Source organism: Salinirubellus salinus (assembly GCF_025231485.1).
Lineage (GTDB): Archaea > Halobacteriota > Halobacteria > Halobacteriales > Haloarculaceae > Salinirubellus > Salinirubellus salinus.
Window position 1 is genome coordinate 1,570,374 of record NZ_CP104003.1, and the last position, 21,158, is coordinate 1,591,531.

17 protein-coding genes are annotated in these 21,158 nt (G+C 69.6%); 11 read left to right on the top strand and 6 right to left on the bottom strand.

The genetic code is table 11. The features are described 5' to 3' along the window. Position 1: 1 nt before the first annotated feature. Positions 2-3,037, bottom strand: a complete 3,036-nt coding sequence (locus N0B31_RS08725; protein WP_260643479.1) for an oligosaccharyl transferase, archaeosortase A system-associated — start codon at positions 3,035-3,037, stop codon at positions 2-4. A 146-nt stretch (positions 3,038-3,183) separates the two neighbouring features. Here N0B31_RS08725 and aglG point away from each other — a divergent pair, with 146 nt between their 5' ends. The 4 genes from aglG to N0B31_RS08745 all read left to right on the top strand — a co-directional run bounded on the left by aglG (position 3,184) and on the right by N0B31_RS08745 (position 6,209). Next, a complete protein-coding gene (gene aglG / locus N0B31_RS08730; protein ID WP_260643480.1) occupies positions 3,184-4,137 on the top strand; it encodes a glucosyl-dolichyl phosphate glucuronosyltransferase in 954 nt (317 codons plus the stop codon). Positions 4,138-4,177: 40 nt separating this feature from the next. Beyond that, positions 4,178-5,317 carry an acyl-CoA dehydrogenase family protein gene (locus tag N0B31_RS08735; protein WP_260643481.1) on the top strand — a complete coding sequence of 380 codons (1,140 nt, stop codon included), beginning with the start codon at positions 4,178-4,180 and terminating at the stop codon, positions 5,315-5,317. A 57-nt stretch (positions 5,318-5,374) separates the two neighbouring features. Beyond that, complete coding sequence (locus N0B31_RS08740; protein WP_260643482.1) at positions 5,375-5,827, top strand: MOSC domain-containing protein; 453 nt, start codon at positions 5,375-5,377, stop codon at positions 5,825-5,827. A gap of 109 nt (positions 5,828-5,936) precedes the next feature. Continuing rightward, positions 5,937-6,209 carry a hypothetical protein gene (locus N0B31_RS08745; RefSeq protein WP_260643483.1) on the top strand — a complete coding sequence of 91 codons (273 nt, stop codon included), beginning with the start codon at positions 5,937-5,939 and terminating at the stop codon, positions 6,207-6,209. Between the two features lie 25 nt (positions 6,210-6,234). On the opposite strand, the gene N0B31_RS08750 is transcribed toward N0B31_RS08745, so the two are convergent. Continuing rightward, positions 6,235-7,131 carry a DUF2334 domain-containing protein gene (locus N0B31_RS08750; protein WP_260643484.1) on the bottom strand — a complete coding sequence of 299 codons (897 nt, stop codon included), beginning with the start codon at positions 7,129-7,131 and terminating at the stop codon, positions 6,235-6,237. 109 nt (positions 7,132-7,240) lie between these two features. On the opposite strand from N0B31_RS08750, the gene N0B31_RS08755 reads away from it, so the two are divergent. The 3 genes from N0B31_RS08755 to N0B31_RS08765 are packed head-to-tail and all read left to right on the top strand — an operon-like array spanning position 7,241 to position 9,635. After that, positions 7,241-8,395: a glycosyltransferase family 4 protein gene (locus tag N0B31_RS08755; RefSeq protein ID WP_260643485.1), complete on the top strand. Its 1,155-nt coding sequence runs from the start codon at positions 7,241-7,243 to the stop codon at positions 8,393-8,395. Between the two features lie 24 nt (positions 8,396-8,419). After that, on the top strand, positions 8,420-8,992 hold the full coding sequence (locus N0B31_RS08760; RefSeq protein WP_260643486.1) for a peroxidase-related enzyme: 573 nt from the start codon (positions 8,420-8,422) through the stop codon (positions 8,990-8,992). A gap of 55 nt (positions 8,993-9,047) precedes the next feature. Then, positions 9,048-9,635 (top strand): AsnC family transcriptional regulator, encoded by a 588-nt coding sequence (locus tag N0B31_RS08765; RefSeq protein WP_260643487.1) that lies wholly within the window; start codon positions 9,048-9,050, stop codon positions 9,633-9,635. Here N0B31_RS08765 and N0B31_RS08770 read toward each other — a convergent pair whose 3' ends face one another. Beyond that, complete coding sequence (locus N0B31_RS08770) at positions 9,636-9,989, bottom strand: SHOCT domain-containing protein (protein ID WP_260643488.1); 354 nt, start codon at positions 9,987-9,989, stop codon at positions 9,636-9,638. It abuts the gene before it with no gap. Between the two features lie 337 nt (positions 9,990-10,326). On the opposite strand from N0B31_RS08770, the gene N0B31_RS08775 reads away from it, so the two are divergent. Both N0B31_RS08775 and N0B31_RS08780 read left to right on the top strand, forming a co-directional pair. Further along, entirely contained in the window at positions 10,327-12,960 is a 2,634-nt protein-coding gene (locus tag N0B31_RS08775; RefSeq protein WP_260643489.1) for a heavy metal translocating P-type ATPase, read from the top strand. Positions 12,961-13,095: 135 nt separating this feature from the next. Then, positions 13,096-14,127, top strand: a complete 1,032-nt coding sequence (locus N0B31_RS08780) for a DMT family transporter (RefSeq protein ID WP_260643490.1) — start codon at positions 13,096-13,098, stop codon at positions 14,125-14,127. A 171-nt stretch (positions 14,128-14,298) separates the two neighbouring features. Here N0B31_RS08780 and N0B31_RS08785 read toward each other — a convergent pair whose 3' ends face one another. The 3 genes from N0B31_RS08785 to N0B31_RS08795 all read right to left on the bottom strand — a co-directional run bounded on the left by N0B31_RS08785 (position 14,299) and on the right by N0B31_RS08795 (position 18,180). Continuing rightward, positions 14,299-15,918: a hydroxymethylglutaryl-CoA reductase gene (locus N0B31_RS08785; RefSeq protein WP_260643491.1), complete on the bottom strand. Its 1,620-nt coding sequence runs from the start codon at positions 15,916-15,918 to the stop codon at positions 14,299-14,301. 100 nt (positions 15,919-16,018) lie between these two features. After that, on the bottom strand, positions 16,019-16,651 hold the full coding sequence (locus N0B31_RS08790; RefSeq protein WP_260643492.1) for a class I SAM-dependent methyltransferase: 633 nt from the start codon (positions 16,649-16,651) through the stop codon (positions 16,019-16,021). Continuing rightward, positions 16,651-18,180 carry a cryptochrome/photolyase family protein gene (locus tag N0B31_RS08795; RefSeq protein ID WP_260643493.1) on the bottom strand — a complete coding sequence of 510 codons (1,530 nt, stop codon included), beginning with the start codon at positions 18,178-18,180 and terminating at the stop codon, positions 16,651-16,653. Before N0B31_RS08795 ends, N0B31_RS08790 begins: the two co-directional genes overlap by 1 nt. Before the next feature lie 159 nt (positions 18,181-18,339). On the opposite strand from N0B31_RS08795, the gene N0B31_RS08800 reads away from it, so the two are divergent. Next, the gene (locus N0B31_RS08800; protein ID WP_260643494.1) at positions 18,340-20,469 is read left to right on the top strand and encodes an LVIVD repeat-containing protein; all 2,130 of its coding nucleotides are present in this window, start codon (positions 18,340-18,342) and stop codon (positions 20,467-20,469) included. A 117-nt stretch (positions 20,470-20,586) separates the two neighbouring features. Then, positions 20,587-21,150 carry a halocyanin domain-containing protein gene (locus tag N0B31_RS08805; RefSeq protein WP_260643495.1) on the top strand — a complete coding sequence of 188 codons (564 nt, stop codon included), beginning with the start codon at positions 20,587-20,589 and terminating at the stop codon, positions 21,148-21,150. Positions 21,151-21,158 lie beyond the last annotated feature (8 nt).

Sequence of the window (21,158 nt, forward strand, 5' to 3'; positions counted from 1 at the left end):
GCTAGCCTCGCGTCGGTGCGACGACCGGCGGTCGCACGAGCGACGCCGTGTCGTTCGTGCTGGTGGTGTTGGTCGACGTGCTGTTCGTCCCGTCGGTGCTCGTCGAGTCGCTCGAGTTCGTGCTCGTGTCGGTCGTCGAGTCCGACGTGTTCGTGCTGTCCGTCCCGTTCGTGTTCGCGCCCTCGGGCTGGGAGAGCACCTGCTCCTCCATCGTCACCTGCACCGGGCCGTCCTCGGCACCGACGACCTGTCCCTCGCTCACGTCCACGCTGGCGAACGAACGCGTGATGTACGCCGACTCGTTGGCCGTCGGCTGGGTGCTGAACTGGTACGGACCCGTCGCCCGGACGCTGACGTTCGTGTAGCCGTTCTCCGGGCCGTACTCGTCGTAGCCCGTCGTGGAGTACGGGAGCACCATCTCGAACTGCCCGTCGGCGTCCGTCTCGGCGTGCTGGACGTAGGTGAAGTTCCCCGCGCCGCCGGGCACCTGCATCCGGACGCGCGCGGTGACCGTGGTGTCGGCCGGCCCCTCACCCTCGACGGTGGCGCCCTCGACGCGCTCGAACGTCTTGACCCACGGCTGGACGTTGATGGGCTGGAGCGCGTTCGGGTTCTGCTGTGTACGAGCGGCCTCCGTGAACCGGAAGATGCGACTCGCAGGGGTCTCGCTGGCCGTGTTCTGCGGGCTGGTGTCGACCAGCCGGTAGTGCTGGAGCGCGGGCAGGTCCGTCGGCGGCTCGCCGAGGACGCCACCCACCTGCGCGGTGCCGTCCTGCCGGACGAACTCCTCGGCCTCCGAGAGGTTACCGAACGCGCGGAGCGGCTGGTTGTTCGACGGCAGGACCGGGTACTGCTGGCCCTGGATGCTCGTCGTCTCCCAGTCGACGACGACCACCGTGCTGCCGAGCGCGCTGTTCGCGGACTCCGGCCCGACGGCGCTACCGTGGTGCTCGTAGAGTCGGGTGCGCATCGAGCGCATCCCGCGCTCGGTCTTCGCGGAGAACCCGAGCTGGAGGCTCCCCTGAGACTGGACGAGTACCGGCTGCGAGAGTTCGCCCCCGGTCACGTCGTGCGCGGACTCCCAGGCCGCCGGCGCGGAGTACTTCCGCGTGCCGGCGAGCCCGAGCTGGTAGTCGAGCATCACGTAGCGGGTCTGCTCGCCACTCTCGCTCACGAGGACGCCACTCGCCTCAGTCTCGTTGGTCGCCAGCAGGAAGTTCGCCGCCTGCTCGGCGTTCTGCTGGAACGGGTTGGCGAACGCCGGCCGCTCGCCGAGCGTCGTGATCCAGTGGCCGTAGTCCCACCACGATATCACGCCGTAACTCCCCTCGGAGTAGGCGAAGTCGTCCTGTCGCGGGTACGTGCCGTAGTACTCGAGGAGTTCGCCCTCGTCGCCGGTCCCGTAGGCACCGACCTCGGGGGTCTCCGTGCTCATCCACGCCAGCGACTCGTCCCAGTTCTGGACGAGGCCGGGACCAGCCTGCTGGTCGGCCGACTGCATCGCGTTGGCGTAGGTACCGCCCGGCCGGTAGGTCATCGGCACGGTCAGCACCATCACGACGGCGAGGATGGTCAGCACCTGGTAGGCGCTGAGGTTCGAGACGTCGCGGGCGAGCGAGCCGAGGTCGACGAGGTCGAACACCCACGAGAAGAAGACGGCGTTCGCGCTCGCCACCGCGAGGACGAGGTAGTAGTCGAAGCGCTGCTGGGTCATCGTCGCCAGGAAGAGGAACACGCCCCAGACGGCGAGGAACAGGAACTTCGGGGCGAGTTCGCGGTCGGTCGCCGAGCGGTAGAGCGCCAGCACGAGGCCGGCGACGGCGGTGAAGAACGCGAGGCCGTAGGAGTCGTAGATGAACTGCGAGGGGTTCGACGGGGGCTGGGCCTCGCCGACGGTGAGTGCCGTCGCCGTGCTCGAGAGGCCGACGACGCGGGTCACCTGCGTGCTGAAGAAGCCGAACACGTCGGGGAGCACGAGCGCGACGACGAACGCCGACCCGAACGCGAGGGTCAAGAGCGCGAGCGGGAACCCGCGCTTGTCGAGGTCACGGGCGTCCCAGACGCGGGCGCCGCCGGCGACGACGGCGGCGCCGGCGGCGAGTCCGAGGGCGAGCAACGGCTGGGCCAACGAGAAGTTCGTCGCGCTCAGGCCGAACTCGCTGATGGGGACCAGCGCGAGGACGGCCGCGACGAGGCCGACGGTGACGCCGACGATACCGAGGTGGTCCGGACTGACGCCGCTGACGTACTGGAGGAGCATGGCGACGCCGAAGAAGACGCCGAGGATACCGACGAAGAAGACGCCCGGTGGCCACACCCAGATGTAGAGCGCGGCGGCGACGCCGGCCAGCCCGCTCCAGAGCAACGTCGGGCGGAGCGCGTCGAACTCGCCGGCGCGGAGGAGTTCCCAGGCGGGCTTGTCGCGCATCGCCACGTCGATGGCGACCAGCAGCGCGAGCGCCGCCAGCGCCATGAACATCGTCTCGGCGACGTGGTGGTCGGCGAAGCCGACGAGCGAGCGGGTGAGGAACTGGCCGGGCGTGAGCGCGACGACGAGCGCCGCGACCAGCCCACCGACGCGGTTCGAGAGCCGCGCGCCGATGAGGTAGACCGGGACGATGACGAGCGCGCCCATCACGGCGGGCGTGAACAGGACGACCATCCGGATCTGCTCGGTGGTCGGGGAGCCGAGGCCGACGATCAGGGCGGCCAGCGCCATCAGCTGGTCGAACAGGGTGCCGAACTGGCCGACGCTCGTGCCCTCGGGGAAGCGGGTCCACGGGTCGAACGGCATCGTCGCGGGGAAGTTCCGGACGGTGTACTCGACCATCCGGTAGTGGTACCAGGCGTCGTTGCCGGAGAAGAGCACCTGTCCGTCCACCTGGAACCGCTCCCAGTGGCGGGCGCGGACCCAGAGCATGAACGCGAACATCGCCCCCAGCAGGGGGACGTGGTACACCTCACGGAGGCTGTCGAGAGCGCCGTCGAGGCCCTCGATGCGCTCCGAGAGCGACTCGGACTCGGAGGGTTGACTCATTGGTCGAAACACCGGGAAAACGCGCATAAGCCTTTTGTCATCGGCGCGCGCTCCGTCTCGGCCGCCAGACTCTTGAGGCTCCGATCGCCGTGCGACGCCCCCGAAGCGAAAACGGTAGGGTGGCGGGTCCAGACCCCCCGGTAAGGATGCGCGTCTCCGTCGTCCTCTGTACGCACACGCTGGACCGCTACGAGCACCTCCGGGAGGCGGCCCGGTCGGTCCAGCGGGGCACCTACGACGACTGGGAGCTGGTCCTCGTCAGCGACGGCAACCCCGAGGTGGCCGAGCGGATGCACGAGGAGTTCGCCGCCGAGCGCGAGGTCGGCGACGCGGTGGTCCACGAGAACGACGAGAACCTCGGCCTGCTCGGCGCCCGGAACAACGGCGCTCGGATCGCGTCGGGCGACGTGGTCGCCTTCCTCGACGACGACGCTATCGCCGACGAGCGCTGGCTGGAACTGCTCGTCGCGGCCTACGAGGAGCGCGACCCCGTCGCCGTCGGTGGCCGGATGGTCCCCGCGTGGGTCGCCGGCAAACCCGCGTACCTCCCCGCGGAGTTCTACTGGCTCGTCGGCGTGACCCACCGTGGCTTCGGGCCGGACGGCGGCTGGGACGGCTGGACCACCGCGGGCGAGGTGCGCAACACGAAGGGGTCGAACATCTCCTTCCGCGCCGAGGTGTTCGAGTCGCTCGACGGCTTCGAGACGGACATCGGGGGCCGGAAGGGCGACAACCACCTGCAGGGCGGCGAGACCGAACTCTGTGCCCGGATGCGCGCCGAGTACGGCGAGGGCGTCTGGTACGTCCCCGAGGCCGAGGTCGCGCACAAGGTGTTCGAGTACCGGACCGAACCGCGCTGGCTCCTTGAACGCGCGTTCTGGCAGGGCTACTCGAAACGCGGGATGGAGCACTTCGTCCCCGAGTCCGCGGGCGAGGAGGACGCGTTCCTCGCTGACCTGTTGACCGAGTTCGTGCCCCGTCGACTCCGGTCGCTCGTCCGTCGTCCCTCGACGGCGAAGCTATCGCAACTCCTGTTCCTCGGCCTGTTCACGGCGTTCGTGGGGGTCGGCTACCTCTACGGCGCGACGAAGTGGCGGTAGCGGGCCAACGGTCTTTGTCGTCGGGTCCGAACCGGCCGTCATGTCCTTCCGACTGACCCCCGAACAGGAGGCCATCCGCGACGCCGTCCGGGAGTTCGGCGAGCGCGAGATTCGGCCGGTCGCCAGCGAGTACGAGGCCAAGGAGCGCTACCCCGAGGAACTCCGCCAGCAGGCGGCCGACCTGGACCTCGTCGCGCCGCACGTCCCCGAGGCGTACGGTGGGGCCGGGATGGACGCCGTCTCGACCATCGTCGTCACCGAGGAACTGTGGCGGGCCGACCCCGGCGTGGGCGGGGCCATCGCGGCCGCCGACTTCGGGACCGGGATGATACACGACTACGGCGAGGAGTGGATGAAAGAGGAGTGGCTCCCGGCCATCACGGGCGGGGAGACGCCCATCGCCACCTGCATCTCGGAGCCGGCCCACGGCTCGAACGTGGCGGGGATGGAGACCCGTGCCGAACGCGACGGCGACGAGTGGGTCGTGAACGGCGAGAAGATGTGGATCACGAACGGTACCGTCGCGGACGTGGCAATCGTCATGGCCAAGACTGACCCCGAGGCGGGTCACCGCGGCATCACCGCGTTCCTCACGGAGACCGACGTGCGGGGCTACGAGGCCAGCCGCATCGACAACAAGCTCGGCATCCGGGCGCAGGACACCGCCGAGGTCCACCTCGACGACCTGCGCATCCCCGAGGGGAACGTCGTCGGCGAGGTGGGTCGCGGGTTCTACCAGTTGATGCAGTTCTTCGCGCCCGCACGCGCCGACGTGGCCGCGCAGGCGACGGGCGTCGCGCAGGCCGCGTTCGAGGCCGCCCGCGACTACGCCGGGGAGCGCGAACAGTTCGACCAGCCCATCGCCGAGTTCCAGGCCATCCGGCACAAGCTCGCGGAGATGGCGACCAGCATCGAGGCGGGCCGGTCGCTCGCCTACCGGGCCGGCACGGCCATCGACGGGGGGGACGACGCGCTGGCCACCCGGCTGGCGTCGATGGCGAAACTGTTCTGCTCGGAGCACGCCGTCGACGTGGCCGACGAGGCCCTGCAGGTGTTCGGGGGTGCCGGGTACGTCTCGGACCACCCCGTCGAGCGTTACTACCGCGACGCGCGCATCACGAAGATCTACGACGGGACCTCGGAAATCCAGAAGAACATCATCGCGGACGACCTGCTGTAGCGGGGACCCGTCTCACGGGTGGGAAACGGCTAACTCCGTCGAGGCGAACCCCCCGGCATGAACGGTACAGGCGAGGTCGTCGCCCTCCACACCGCTCCCGCGCCGGGCGAACCGACCGAGGCGCGAGAGACAGTCGAGGTCGTCGCCGGCAAGGGCGTCCGTGGCGACCGGAAGTTCCGCGAGGACGGCGCGGGCCGGGGCGCGGCGCTCACGCTCATCGAGGCGGAGGCCGTCGAGGCCGTCGCACGCGAGTACGACGTCGACGTCTCGCTGGCCGACCACCGGCGGAACGTCACCACCCGTGACGCCGCGCTGAACCACCTCGTCGGCGAGCGCTTCCGCGTCGGCGACGTGGTGTGTGAGGGCGTCCTCCTCTGTGAACCGTGCAGCCACCTCGAGTCGCTCACCGAGGCGGGCGTCCGCGAGGCGTTCGTCCACCGCGGCGGCCTCCGCGCGGACGTGCTGGAGGGCGGGCGCCTCCGCGTCGGCGACACCCTCGAGCCGCTCTGAGACGTCGGAACCGTTCGGTCGGTCGGGTGAAACGGATTTCAGTAAGGTCGCCTACAGAAATACCATTCAGATTACACTTATCCCGCTCACGCCCGTCCGTCTAGCCGTGATGCGACAGAACCCCGGTCAGTTCGCGCCGCGTACCGCCCCGGAGCCCGGCCTCCAGGAGACACTCGTCGGGACGGCGCTGGCACTCGGCCTGTTCGCCGTCCTGTTCCTCGCGCTGCTGTTCCCCGTCGTCGGGGTGGCCGTGCTCACGGTGTTCCTCGGCGCCGTCCTCGTCCGGGTCGGGGGCACCCGCTTCCGAGGGGCGGGTGTGGCCCTCCGACGCCGTGGCCGACGTGCCCGCCTCGCCGTCGAACGCTCCCGGACCGGCCCCTGAGTCGACGCGTGACCCGGCCGTCGGATCAGCCGCGGAACAGCGCCTCGCAGTGGACGAACTTCGGGTCGAGTTCCGTCCGGGCGTACCGGAGCAGCTCCTCGAACTGCTCGCGGAACCGCTCGGATCGGAAGTCGTGGTAGTGCAGCGCGAGACAGAACTTCCCCTCGAGCGCGTCGGCCAGCCGGAGTTGGCGTTTCACCCGCGCCAGCCCGGCCGACTCGACGAGCGAGACGGCCGTGAACTCCCAGCCACCGTCGACACGGTACGGTTCGGGCCGACTCGCCAGCCCCACCGACCGGTCGCCGATGGCCCACAGCCGGTAGAGGTCCTGCAGGAACGTGAGTCGCCCGCCCGTCCGGTGGCGGTACTTGAACAGCGCGTCCGCGGCGAACGTCCGGACGACGGCCGGACTCCGCGTCCGACCCCGGAGCGTGAGGTAGTGGAGGGTCCGCATCCGCTCGCGTTCGAGTGCGCGCGACCCCGCGCTCGAGAGAGCCCCGTCCGGCGGCACGAACACGTCCACGTCGACGTCGAGCGTCGACTCGAGGTGCTCGCGGCCGTCGACCAGTCGCTCCTGCAGGTCGCCGTGTCTGGCGAACTCCGGGCCAGCGGGAGTGCGGACGTGGTCGTAGCCGTGCTGGAGGACGGAGTACCGGTCCGCCTCGACACCGTCGCGCAGGTACTCGACGAGCGCCTCGTTGTCCGCGAGCGGGAACCGCTCGTCCGGGTCCCGGTCGTACCAGTAGTCCTCGGGGACGGCGGGCGACCGGGTCGGGCCGTGCTTCGGCACCACCGCGAGCGACACCGGCAGGTCGTACCGGCCCCAGACCCGGTCGAGTTCCTCGGGGTCGGTGTGGTAGTTGGTGTCTGCGTCGCGGATGGCGAACTCGAACATCGGCGTGTTCGGCCTCGCTTCGCCCACGCCGGACATGAAGGTTGAGGAACCGCGCTCGGACGGGGGGCGGCTCCGAGTCCCCACCACGCGACCCGAACCCGCGGCTTTTTGTCGGGGCGTTCCGACCCCGAGACCGATGGACGACTCGCTCCCCGGCGTCTGTGTCGTCACCCACCCGCTGTCGGCCGCCGGGGAGAACGCCACCCGTTCGCTGCTCGACATCCTGAGCGCGATCACGACCGTCACACTGGTGACCGCCGACCTCCCGGCCGACTCCGAGATACGCGGCCGTCACGAACTCGTCGAACTCACGCGCGAGGGTGTCGGCGACAGCGTCCCCGTCGCCGCCGCCCGATTCGTGCTGAACCAGCTCCGGATGTGTCGGGTCCTGCTCGGTCGGGACGAACCAGTCGTGCTGTTCTACGGCGCCACCGCCTACCTCCTGCCGATGGTCGTCGCGCGCCTCGTCGGAAAGACCGTCCTCGTCGAACCCCGCGGTGACGTGCCGCTCACGCTGCGGCTCGACTGGGAGCGTCGGATGCCCGCTCCGCTCGCCCGCTTCCTCGCCGGGCTCGTGCGGGCGCTCGAACGCACCGGCTTCGCCGTCGCCGACGGCGTCGTCACCTACACGCCGAACATGGCCCGCCAGCTCGGGCTGGACCCCGAGGCCCCCGGCGTCTACCCGGACGGTGCCCGCTACGTCCGGACCGAGACGTTCACCGTCGAGACGCCCTACGCCGAGCGACCGAATCGGGTGGGCTTCCTCGGCCGTCTCGCCGAGGAGAAGGGCATCCGCGACCTCGCGGCCGTCGCGAAGCGCCTCCCCGAGGACGTGACGTTCACCTTCGTCGGCGACGGTCCCCTCGCCGACTGGCTCCGCGAGGAACTCGCGGACGAGATCGCCGCGGGGCGAGTGGAGCTGCGCGGCTGGGTCGACCACGACGAGGTGCCCGCCGAACTCAACCGCCTGCGACTGCTGGTGATGCCCTCCTCGCCCACCGAGGGTCTGCCGACCACGATTCTGGAGGCGATGGCCTGCGGGACGCCCGCGTTCGCCACGCCCGTCTCCGGCGTCCCCGACGTTGTCCGTGACGGCCAGTTCGGGTTCCTGATGGAGGAGACGGCACCCGACGCCATCGCCGCCGAGGTAGTGCGTCTCCTCGCCGAGGAGGACCTCGAGGGGGTCAGCGCGAACGCGCGAGGGTTCCTCGAACGACAGTTCAGTTTCGAGGCGGCCACGGACCGCTACACGGCGATACTCCGAGCGGCTGGGACTCGGGCGAACGCCTAAGACCCGGCGCCTCCACCGCCCGCCATGGCACACCTACGAGACGACGCCCTCGGCGAGTTCGAGGTGCCGGACTACGAGGACCTGCCGGAAGACCTGCAAGCGCGCATCGACGAGGAGTCCGAACGCGCCGGCTTCACGCCCAACGTGTTCTCCGCGATGGCGCGCCGGCCCAGCCAGTTCCGTGCGTTCTTCGACTACCACGACGCGCTGGTCGAGGAGTCACCGCTCGAACGTCACGAGATCGAGATGCTCGTCGTGGTCACCTCGGGGGTGAACGGCTGTCTCTACTGCGTCGTCGCGCACGGCGCGCTCGTCCGGGTGTACGCGAAGGACCCCAAGCTCGCCGACCAGTTGGCGACGAACTGGCGGACCGCCGACCTCTCGCCCCGCCACGAGGCGATGTGTGCGTTCGCCGAGCAACTCACGGCCGACCCGGCGAGCGTGAGCCACGCGGAGATGGAGGCCCTGCGCGAGCACTTCACCGACGAGGAGATCTGGGACATCGCCACCACGGTGGGGTTCTACAACCTCTCGAACCGGCTGGCGACGGCGTTCGACATGCGACCCAACGAGGAGTTCTACGCGATGGGTCGGTAGGTCCGAAAGCCCACGAGCCGAACGACTTAGGAATCCAAAGCGACTAGCGTCGAGTATGCGCGAACTCGACGCCACCGACCGCGAGATACTCTCGCTCCTGCTCGAGGACGGCCGCCGGCCCTGGGCCGACATCGCGGAACACGTCGACCTCTCGGCGCCCGCCGTCGCCGACCGCGTGGAGCGACTGCGCGAGGTGGGCGTGGTCCGCGGGTTCAGCGTCGACCTCGACCGGAGCCGGCTCCGGGAAGGGGTGGAGGTGCTCGTCGAACTGACGACCGAACCGGGCGAGACCGAACGCGTCCGGGCGGCCACGAGCGGTCTCGACGGCGTCGAGCACGTCTTCACCACCGCGGGCGGCGGCGTCGTCCTCACCGGCACCTTCCCGGCCGACGTCGACGCCCACCTGGCGAGCGAGGTGCCGATGGACGCCGTGCGCGAGTACGAGGTGCGACTACTGACCGACGTGGCGTGGCACCCGTCGCTCGGCGAGGCGAAACTGGGGTTGCCCTGCGCGGAGTGCGAGAACACCGTCACGAGCGAGGGCGTCACGGCGACGCTCGGCGGTGAGACGTACGCCTTCTGCTGTTCGTCCTGCAAGAGTCAGTTCGAGGAGCGCTACGAGCGACTGGCGGAGGGTGCCTAGTCAGTTCTCCAGGGTCTCGCGACGACGACGGAACTCCTCCTCGTCTATCTCGCCGGCGGCGTATCGCTCGCGGAGTCGTTTGAGGGCGGTGTCGCCGCCGTCGTCACCACGCCGCACGAGGAGCAGGCCCAGGAACGGGAGGAGGACGATGGCGAGGAGTCCGCCCAGCATCCAGAGCCAGCCGAGACCCACGCCCCACCAGCTGCCGTCGTGCATCCCGAAGGTGCCTTCGTGGTGGTGGCGTCCGTCGTCGCCGCCGTGGGCGGCGGCCCCGCCGGTGGCGAGGCCGACCGCCAGCACCACGAGCCCTACCGCAGCCAGGACACCGACCCGGTGCCGATTCCGTGCGGTCATGGCTAGTGGTACGCACTGCCCGTTCAGTGGTGTTACGCTTCAGAATCGAAAGTCGGGGTGCGGGCCGGTCGGCTCGGGCGGTGACCTCGTGGGCGGCGGCGGCGACGGCCGCGACGAGCAGGCCGACGTCGGCTCCCCCCTCGACGGTCGCCGCACAGCCAGTACCGCTCGTGCCGGCGACGGGCAGCGGGACGCTCGTGCCTGCTGGTGCGGCCGCGACCCACCCGCCGGGGTCGACACGGGCGGCCGTTCGACTTCGGAATCGAATTTCTCGGCCGAGTTCGACGTTCGTTCCGAAAGCAGAAACCGAATCAACCAGGCACCCCTCTCTAGACCTATGAGCGAGCGCACCAGACGCGAGCGGGTGGCCATCTCCGGGATGTCCTGCGCCAACTGCTCGCAGACGGTCTCCGAGGCGGTGGCGGGTCTCGACGGGGTGAGCGACGTCTCGGTCAACTTCGCCACCGACGAGGGGACGGTCGAGTACGACCCGGATCGGACCTCGCTGGCCGAGATATTCGGCGCCATCGAGGGAGCCGGCTACGACCCCGTCACCGACTCCGTGTCCGTCGCCATCTCCGACATGCACTGTGCGAACTGCGCGACGACGAACGAGGACGCCCTGCTGGCGCTCCCCGGCGTCGTCCACGCGGACGTGAACTACGCCACCGACGAGGCCACCGTCGTCTACAACCCCGAGTCCGTGGCCCTCTCGGACCTCTACGACGCCATCGAGGGGGCCGGCTACACCCCCGTCCGCGAGCACGACGAGAGCGGCGACGGCGGGACGGCCGACGGGTCCGGCGACGGCGCCCGCGAGACGGCCAGGAAGGGCGAGATCAGCCGGCAGTTACGGCTCACCCTGTTCGGCGCGGCGCTCTCGGTGCCCCTGCTGGCCATCATGGTGGGCCACCTGTTCGCGCCGGACCTCGTCCCCGACACGGTGTTCGGCGTCGACTTCGGCTGGGTGTCGTTCGCACTCGCGACGCCCGTCTACGTCGTCCTCGGTCGCGAGTTCCTCGAGAACTCCTACACCGCCGTCGTGAGGAACCGGCGGGCGAACATGGACGTGCTCATCGCGCTCGGGTCGACGACGGCCTACGGCTACAGCGTCGTCTCGCTGGTCGGTCTGCTCCCCGGTGCCGGGCTCTACTTCGACACGGCCGCGTTCATCCTCGTGTTCATCACGCTCGGGAACTACCTCGAGGCCCGCTCGAAGGGGCAGGCCGGCGAGGCGCTCCGGAAACTGCTGGAGATGGAGGCCGACGAGGCCACCCTCGTCCGCGACGACGGGACCGAGGAGGCCGTCCCTCTCGACGAGGTGCAGGTCGGCGACCGGATGAAGGTCCGGCCCGGCGAGCAGATCCCGACGGACGGTGTCGTGGTCGAGGGCCAGAGCGCGGTCGACGAGTCGATGGTCACCGGCGAGTCCGTCCCCGTCGAGAAGACCGAGGGCGACGAGGTCGTCGGGTCGACCATCAACGAGAACGGCGTCCTCGTCGTGGAGGCGACGAAGGTCGGGAAGGACACGGCGCTCCAGCAGATCGTCCAGACCGTCAAGGAGGCCCAGTCCCGCCAGCCCGAGATACAGAACCTCGCCGACCGCATCTCGGCGTACTTCGTCCCCGCGGTCATCGTGAACGCGGTGTTCTGGGCCACCGTCTGGTACGCCTTCCCCGAGTTCCTCGCGGGCGTCGTCGGGGCGCTCCCGCTCTGGGGACTGGTCGCGGGCGGCCCGGGCGCCATCACGGTGTTCGAGTTCTCCATCGTCGTGTTCGCCTCGGCCGTCCTCATCGCCTGTCCGTGTGCGCTCGGCCTCGCCACCCCCGCAGCCACGATGGTCGGGACCACCATCGGCGCCGGCAACGGCGTCCTGTTCAAGGGCGGTGACATCCTCGAACGCGCGAAGGACGTCGACACGGTCGTCTTCGACAAGACGGGCACGCTGACGAAGGGCGAGATGGAACTGACAGACGTGGTCGCCATCGACGCGGCGATGCCGGACGGGGGGCAACTGGAGCCGCCCGAGACACTCACCGAGGAGGACGTGCTCCGCCTCGCCGCGAGCGCCGAGTTCGACAGCGAACACCCGCTCGCGCAGGCCATCGTCGAGGGCGCCCGCGAGCGTGGCCTCGACGTCTCCCCGGCCGACTCGTTCGAGAACGTCCCCGGCCACGGTGTCCGGGCCACGGTGGACGTCTCCGGCTTCGCCGGCGGCTCGTCGGACGGGCCCGACGGTGGCCGCGAGGTGCTGGTCGGGAACCGGAAACTGCTCCGTGACCACGGCGTGGACCCCGACCCCGCCGCGGAGGCGATGGAACGCCTCGAACGCGAGGGGAAGACCGCGATGCTCGTCGCCGTCGACGGCCGCATCGCCGGCGTCGTCGCCGACGCGGACACCGTCAAGGAGAGCGCGAAGCAGGCGGTGAGCGAACTCCGCGAGCGTGGCCTCGACGTGATGATGATCACGGGCGACAACGAGCGGACCGCCCACGCCGTCGCCGAGCAGGTCGGCATCGACCCCGAGAACGTCCGGGCGGAGGTGCTCCCCGAGGACAAGTCCGACGCCGTCGAGGCCATCCAGGCGGAGGGCCGCAAGGCCATGATGGTCGGCGACGGGGTCAACGACGCGCCCGCGCTCGCCGTGGCCTACGTCGGGACGGCCATCGGGAGTGGCACCGACGTGGCCATCGAGGCGGCCGACGTCACCCTGATGCGGGACGACCCGCTCGACGTCGTGAAGGCCATCCGCATCTCGGACGCCACGCTCCAGAAGATACGCCAGAACCTCGTCTGGGCGCTCGGCTACAACACCGCGATGATTCCGCTGGCCTCGCTCGGCCTGCTCCAGCCCGTGCTCGCCGCGGGCGCGATGGCCCTCTCGTCGGTGTCGGTGCTGTCGAACAGCCTGCTGTTCCGGCGATACACGCCGGACCACGACTACCGGCTGCTCGGCTTCCTCCGGCGATAACCGACCGCCCACGCGGTCACACCCGCGCCGTCGGTGGCCGTGGTACTGCGTCACGCGTGACTTTCTTCGCACGTTCGCCCCTACCGTGTGTGTGAACGATTCGTCTCTCTCGTCCCGCCACGGGTGGTCCGGTCGGTGACCACACTCGTCTCGGCGCTCCGGGACCGCCTCTCGGTCGGTGCTCGGTACCGCGATGCGGCCCTGTTCGTCCTGCTCGCGGCCCTGTTCGGCATCTCGTTCGTCGCCATCAAGACCGGCCTGCGCGAGTTGCCGCCGGTGTTCTTCGCCGGTCTCCGGTTCGACGTGGCAGCCCTCGTCCTGCTGGCGTCCCTCGCGGCGACCCGCCCACGGCACGAGTGGCTCCCGCAGAGCCGGCGTGACCTCGCCGGCATCGCCGTCGCCGGGGCGTTCCTCATCGCGCTGAACAACGGCCTCCTGTTCGTCGGGCAGGGGCCGACCACGCCCGCGGCGGCGTCGGTGATGTACGGCCTGAATCCCATCCTCGCGCCGGTGTTCGCGTGGGCGCTGCTGGGCCAGCGACTCTCGAAGGTGGGCGCGCTCGGCATCGGCGTCGCCCTCGCTGGCGTCGTGATAATCGTCCAGCCCTCCCCCGAGGCGTTCGCGGGCGGTGACGAGGTCGTGGGACAGCTGCTCGTCCTCGGCGCGGCCGCCGCGGTGGCGCTCGGGAGCGTCTCGCTCCGTCGCGTCGAACCCAGCCTGAACAGCCTCCCCGTCACCGCGTGGGCGATGGCGCTCGGCGCGGTCCTCCTCCACGGGGCGAGCGCGGCGATGGGTGAGGCGACCGGGCCGTTGCTGGCGGTGGACACGCTGACCGTCCTCAGCGTCCTCTCCATCGCTCTCCCCTCGACCGCGCTCGCCTACCCCATCTACTTCGGTCTCATCCGCCGCGTGGGACCGGTCCGGGCGAACCTCGTCGCCTACGCGATGCCGGTGTTCGCGGCCTTGACCGGATTCGTGCTCCTCCGTTCGCCCATCGACGCGACCACCGTCGTCGGCTTCTTCGTCGTCTTCGCCGGGTTCGCGCTGGTCGAACGGCGCGTCATCCGCGAGGAGCTCAAGCAGGTGTTCGAGACGGAGTCCGGACCCGCCTCGACGGTCGCCGACGGCGGAGGCGACGACCATTCGGACGCGCCTTGTGACGACTGACGGGGTCGCCGTCGTGACAACCGGCGTCGACTGACGAGGTCGCCGTCGTGACAACCGGCGTCGACTGACGAGGTCGCCGTCGTGACAACCGGCGTCGACTGACGAGGTCGCCGTCGTGACAACCGGCGACGACCGAGCGGAGAGCGTGAGAAGGTCGCGGTCCGTCTGCGTCTACCGGTTCCGGCCGAGCTCGTCGTGGCTGGTGACCCAGTCCGACGCCGAGATGGCCGAGGCCAGCGAGAGCTCGCCGGCGAGCACCGTCGCCGCGGCGATCTCCGCGAACTTCATGACGTTGCCGCCGCCCGCGCAGTCGAGCATCTCGAGACACTCGCGCTGGGTCGGCAGGTTCGTCCCGCCCCCGTACGTGGCGACGATGAGCGAGGGGATGGTGACCGAGACGTGCAGGGAGTTGTCGTTGAGCAGCGTCGTGTTGACCATCGCCGCGGAGGACTCCGCGACGTTCGCCTCGTCCTGCCCGGTGGCGATGAACAGCGACGCCAGCCCGTTCGCCGGGTGCGCGCCGTTGGTGTTCGCGCCAGAGAAGAACGACCCGAGCGTGGCCACCTGCGCGTGGTGGTGGATGCTGGACGGTTCGACGCCGAGGTGGTGCAGCATCGTCTCCTCCGAGAGCGTGACCTCGGCGGTGACGCGCTTGCCACGCGTCTGCAGGTCGTTGATTTTGGAGGCCTTCTTGTCCGTGGCGAAGTTACCCTCGAGGTAGAAGTTCTCGACGTAGCCGTCATACTCGGAGAGGATCCAGTTACACGCGGCGAACGTCGCCTTGCCGACCATGTTCTGCCCGGCGGCGTCGCCGGTGGTGAAGTCGAAGCGGAAGTGCGCGTGGTTGTTGGTGAGGTAGTCCTCGATGCGGACGAGCTTCCCGGTCGAGGTGGTCGCCTCGGCCTTCTCCTTGATGGTATCGAAGTGCTCGAACACCCAGTCACGGAAGTCACGGGCGTTGCGGGCGTCCTCGAAGACGAACACCGGCGCCCGGTTCATGTTGTCGTCGACGACCGTGGTCTTCGCGCCGCCCGAGAGGTTGATGGCCTTCATCCCACGGCTGTAGGAGGCCACGAGGGTGCCCTCGGTGGTCGCCAGCGGGATAGGGTACTCGCCCTGTGCGTGCTCGCCGTCGACCTTCACCGGGCCGGCGACGCCGATGGGCATCTGTGCGACGCCGACGAAGTTCTCGACGTTCCCCTCGGTGACCTCGGGGTCGATGGAGTACGAGCCGACGTGTTCCAGCGTCGCGCCCGTCTCCTCCTCGATGTACTCGTGGCGCATCCTGATGGCGTCCTCGGAGTAGTTGTTCTCGCTGTCCCGCGGGATGCCACCGACCATCTCCTCGCTGCGGATGGTGTCGGTCACGTCGAGGGTCAGGTCGCCGAACGGGGCCGCGGTGAAGTCGATCTCGATGTTGTGTTTCCCCTTCGTCACCGTCACGTCGTCCATCACGACGGTGACCGTACGGCCGACGGGGAAGTTGATGTAGCTCTCCTCGTCGACGTCGTCGAGTTCGTAGACCTTCTCGTCGGCCGTGACGAGGCGGATGTCCTCGACAGGGACACGCTCGCCATCGACGACGACGCGCGAGACGCCCGTCACCTTCGCGTCCTGGAGGCGATTCTTTATCTCGAACTGCGCCCCACCGTCGCTGTCTTTCAGGCTCCCGTAGGTGTAGAGCCGCTGTAAGATACGGTCCGGGATGTCCAGGGAGATGAAACCGCCGGAGCCCACGAGGTTCGCGTAGATTCGCTTCAGCACGCCGCTGTCCGGTGTCGGAATGACCATCGCTCTGTCCGGTACACCGACCACCGACGAATAAAGGTTGTGTAGGGGGAGTACGGGGGTTGAAAGGCTCCTGTCCGGCGTTCACATGGGGCTGGTCCGCTCAGTCGTCACGGCGTCGCAGGCGGCCTCGCACGAACGGGTCGGCCGGGAACACCCCGATGTCCACCCGCTCTACCTCCACCACCTCGAATGCGTCGTGTGCGGTGAACAGGCCCGCGGTGTCGCGGGTGACGTGACAGCCGCCGGCGAACCGCTTCCACACCGGTTCGACGAGCGCCTGTGCCCACGCCGTCCGTCCGTGGTCACGGACGTGTTCGAGGAAGCGGAACTCACCACCCGGCTTCAGGACGCGAGCCACCTCGTCGAGTGCCGCCTCCGGCTCCGGGATGGTACAGAAGACGATACCGGCGACGACGGCGTCCATGCTCCCGTCCTCGTAGGGGAGCGCTTCGGCGCCGGTCTGACGGAGGTCGACGTCGAGGCCGACTCTCGCGGCCCGACGGCGTGCCCGCCTGAGCATGTGTGAGTCCGGTTCGATAGCGTGCAGGCGGATATGCTCGCACCCGGCGAAGTACGGGAAGTTCGCGCCCGTCCCGCTCCCGAGGTCCAGCACCTCGCCCGAGACATCCGTGAGGTACTCGCGGTGCGGCGGGAACAGGCGCCGCTCGGCGGCCTGCATGAACGGGTCGTACATCCGGGCGAACACGCGGTCGTAGACCCCCAGCAGGGCCATCAGAGCGCACCTCGGGCCGCCATCTCGCGGAGTTCGGCCGCTCGTTCGCGGATGGCCTCGCGTTCCTCGTCCTCCTTCTTGTCCCAGTGTGAGTAGACCAGCCCCATCCGGCCCGTCGAGCGCAGGCGCTCCTCGTTGCGACCCAGGAACTCCCAGTAGAGCGTGTTGAACGGGCAGGCACCCTCGCCCGTCGTCTTGGTCTTGTAGTACCGGCAGTCGGCGCAGTGGTCGCTCATCCTGTCGACGTAGTTCGCCGACGAGGCATAGGGTTTCGTGGCGAACACGCCCATCCCGAACGACCCCATCTCGACGACGTTCGGCGTCGTCACCCAGTGGTAGGCGTCGACGTAGGCCGCGTGGAACCACTCGTTCAGCTGCTGCGGCTCCACCCCGTAGATCAGCGCGAAGTTCGAGAGTACCATCAGCCGCTCGATGTGGTGGCTGTACCCCCGCTTCCGGACGCCGTCGACGACCGTCGACAGGCAGTTCATCTCCGTCTCGCCCGTCCAGAACGCCTTGGGCAGGTCCTCGCTCGCGTCGAGCTGGTTCGCCTCGGCGAGGTCCGGCATCGACACCCGGTAGACCTGTCGCAAGAACTCGCGCCACCCCAGTACCTGCCGCACGAACCCCTCCAGCGAGTTCAGCGGGACGTCGGGGTCCTCGTGGGCGGCCTCGACGACCGTCTCGACGACCTCGCCCGGGTGCAGGAGGCCGAGGTTGATGGCCGCCCCCAGCAGCGCGTGGTTCATCGCCCACTCCTCGCCCACCATCGCGTCCTGGTAGGGGCCGAACTCGACGAGCCGGTGCTCGCAGAAGTGGTCGAGCGCCTCGAGCGCCTGCTCACGGGTCACCGGCCAGAAGAACGGTTCGGGGTCTGCCCACGCGCCCCCGAGCGGGTCCGTGTCGTAGCTCCCGTCGAACGTCTCGGCGACCCACTCGGCCACCGCTTCGGTGGTCCCGTCCGGCTCGAACCGTGGCGGGTCGGGCGCCTCGTAGTCGCTGCCGGGGAACTGCTGGTTCTCGTCGTCGTAGTTCCACTCGCCGCCGAGCGGTTCCCCGTCGACCATCAGGTAGCCCGTCTCGCGGCGCATCATCCGGTAGAAGTGCTCCTGTCGGTACGGCGGGTCGCCGGCCCACTCGTCGAACCGGTCGTTCGAGCAGAGGTAGAGGTCGTTCTCGACCACGTCGAGCGTGCCGCCACGCGCTTCGACCAGCCCGCGGAGCGAGTCGGCCGCCCCGTGGGAGGCCGGTTCCATCGCGACCAGCTCGTCGTCCGGGTGCTCGTCGAAGTACGCGTCCAGTCCCTCGCCGAACGTCTCGGCCTCGTAGTAGGCCACCTCCCGGCCCCGCTCGCGGAGTTCGTCGCGGAAGTGCCGCATCGCCGAGAACAGCATCGTCAGTTTGTGCGGGTGGTAGGCGTGCCGGCGGGCGAACGCGCGCGCCTCTATCAGGAGGACCCGCTCGTCCTCGCGTCGCGCAAGTGGCCCGTGGGTGTGCGAGAGCTGGTCGCCGAGGACCCAGACGGTCATACGCACTGTACGTCCGCGGGGCGTATCAAGCCCCCCGCGCCGGCGGGCGTGGCCGGTTCCTCACCGGACAGCCGTTCGGACGCGAGCGGCGGCCTACTCGTCGTTTGGACGGGGTTGTCAGAAGCCATCTTAGGGTCGGTTGGGGAGGGAGACGTACACATGGCACAGCGAGACGACCTCGCGGAGGCGACGCGGCGGACGGTGCTGAAGACGACGGCGGCGGCGCTGGGCGTCGGTGCCGCGACCGGCACCGCGAGCGCCCACGAGTGGAACACCACGCAGTCGGGAGACGGCAACCCTAACCGGAAGCCCGAGCAGGTGGGGAGGTCGACGGGCAACGTCGAGGACGTGGGCTACCACAGCGTCGGTGGTCGGGGGTCGGAATCGGGGCGAAACGGACAGGCCCGGACCCCCCACTACGGGGCGTTCACCGAGATCCGGACGCACGGCGACTACGCCTACGTCGGGATGTTCTCCTCGCGAGGCGACAGCGAGGGCCGCGGGATGGCCATCGTCGACATCGGGGACTACAACCGGGCCGAGAGCGAGGCCGAGGTCGAGGACGCCGAGATGCGCGTCGTCTCCTTCTTCCGGAACACGAACGCCGCGACGGCGATGATGGACCTGAAGGTGTCCGACGACGGCGAGTTCGTCTTCCTCGGCACCCAGCCCATCACGGCGCTGTTCGACGAGACGCCCACCTCGCCGGGCTACGACCTGAACGACAGCAGTACCTCGGGACCGAACACCGGGGGCGTGCTCGCCGTCGACGTCTCGGACCCGTTCGACCCGACGCTCGTCGACGCGGCGGAGACGTTCACCACGGGTATCCACAACCTCTTCCACCACCGCATCGGCGGCTCTGAGTACGTCTTCGCCTGCAAGGACATCGAACTCGACGGCACGGCCGGGGTCTACGTCTTCGAGTTCGACCGTAGGGCGAGCCAGCTCTCGCTCGTGAACCGCTGGACCGCGACCGGCGGCAACAACGCACGGGGCGAACTCACGCCGACGGGCGGGATGGACTTCTACTGTCACGACGTCGAGGTGCAGAACGACCCCCGCACGGGCCGGCCCACCGTCTACGTCGCCTACTGGAACGCCGGCGTCCGGGTGCTCGACGCGACGGACCCGACGGCGATGGAAGAGATCGGTCACTTCCCGATGCGGCAGGCCCACTTCGTCACGCCCGCCCCGGCCCTCGTCGACGGCAAGCGCGTCCTCGTCGCCAGCCACGAGGAACCCGGGAGCGACACCGACGGTTCGACCTCGGGTGAGCCGGTCGAGGGCAAGACCAACCCCTACAGCACCGGGACGGTGTTCGTCGCGGACGCCGACGGTATCTACGACCACGTCCTCGACACCGGTGAGAAGACGGGGGAGCCGACCGTCACCGAGATCGGCGAACTCGACAACTGGACGTGGCAGGACGCCGCGGAGCTGGCCGGGACGGACGACGTCGAGTTCGCCAACTTCGAACTCTCGCCGCACAACTCCGAGATAGCGGAGCACGCCGACGGGTCGTTCTGGGTCCACCAGGCCCACTACCACGGCGGGATCCGCTTCCTGCAGATCCAACCCGGGAGCGACGACGGCGTGACGGGACCCTCGGGCGAGCGCGACGTGAGCGGCGTCGACTGGACCCTGTCCGACGAGGGCTGGACGCGACCGGACTACGGCGTCCCCGACGAGTCCACCATGCAGGGACTCAGCGGCGTGACCCCGAACGTCTGGGGCGCGGTGGAGTCGAACGGGGTCACCTTCGGCTCCGACATCAACCAGGGCGTCCTCGCGGCCCGGAACACGGACGTCCCGCTGGGTGGCGGCCCGGCCGTCGTCGAGGTCGTCGCCGCCGACGACGGGTTCGCGTTCACCGGCGGCGGGACGGACCAGATCGACCTCGAACTCGCGCACCTCGCGCGCTACGACTCGGTCGAGGTGCGCGACCGACTCGCCCCCGGGTGGCGCGTGGTCGGCGGCGACGGCCACTCCACGACCGTCGCCGGCGGGTCGACGTTCGTCGAGTTCGACGCCGAGGTGAGCGAGGGCGACAGCCGCACCTACTTCGCCGAGGCACCGAGCGAGAGCGGGTCCTCGCAGTTCGGTCCCGTCGAGGTCAGCACCGACGGCGGCGACACGTGGCAGGCCGTCCCCGGCACCGTCCGGTCGAACTACGTGGCGGGTACGGGCGTCGCGCTCGGGACGGCCGCCGGTGCCGTCGGCCTCCTCGGCAGCCAGCGCGAACGACTCCGCGAGCGAGTCTCACGGTGGCTCGGACGCGAGGAGTGACCCACGAATCGGCGGAACGGCCCGTACCGGCACCGTTCGCCGGTACGATATCCGTCCCCACGTTCACACGACTCGCGCCTCACTTTTGACCCTGCACACCCTAGTATCAGGTCGGACATGACCGACAAAATCGACCGACGCAAGTTCCTCGCCGCGGCCGGCGCGACGGCCGCCACGGTGGGGCTGGCCGGCTGTTCGAGCGGTGGCAACGGCAACGGCGACGGCGACGGCGGCGGCGACGAGACCCCGGAGCCGACCGACAGCCCGACGCCGACCGCCAGCGGTGGTGGCGGTGGCGGGGCCGAGGTCTCGGACGAACAACAGTCCCGCGTCGACGAGTTCGTCACCTCGGACAACTACGACGGGACCATCGTCGACGCCACGGGCCAGGACGAGGTCGTGGTCGACGTCGGCGCGGAAGGCAACGGCGGCGCGTTCGCGTTCGACCCGCCGGCGGTCGCCATCTCGGCCGGCACCACCGTCTCGTTCCAGTGGACCGGCGAGGGCGGCCTCCACAACGTCGTGTCGGTCGAGGACTCGGACTTCGACTTCGACAGCGGCGACCCGAAGGAGACCGGCGACCCGTTCGAGCAGTCGTTCGACGACACCGGCGTCGGCCTCTACCAGTGTGAGCCCCACGCCAGTCTGAACATGTTCGGCGCCGTCGTCGTCCTCGAGTAGGACTCGGC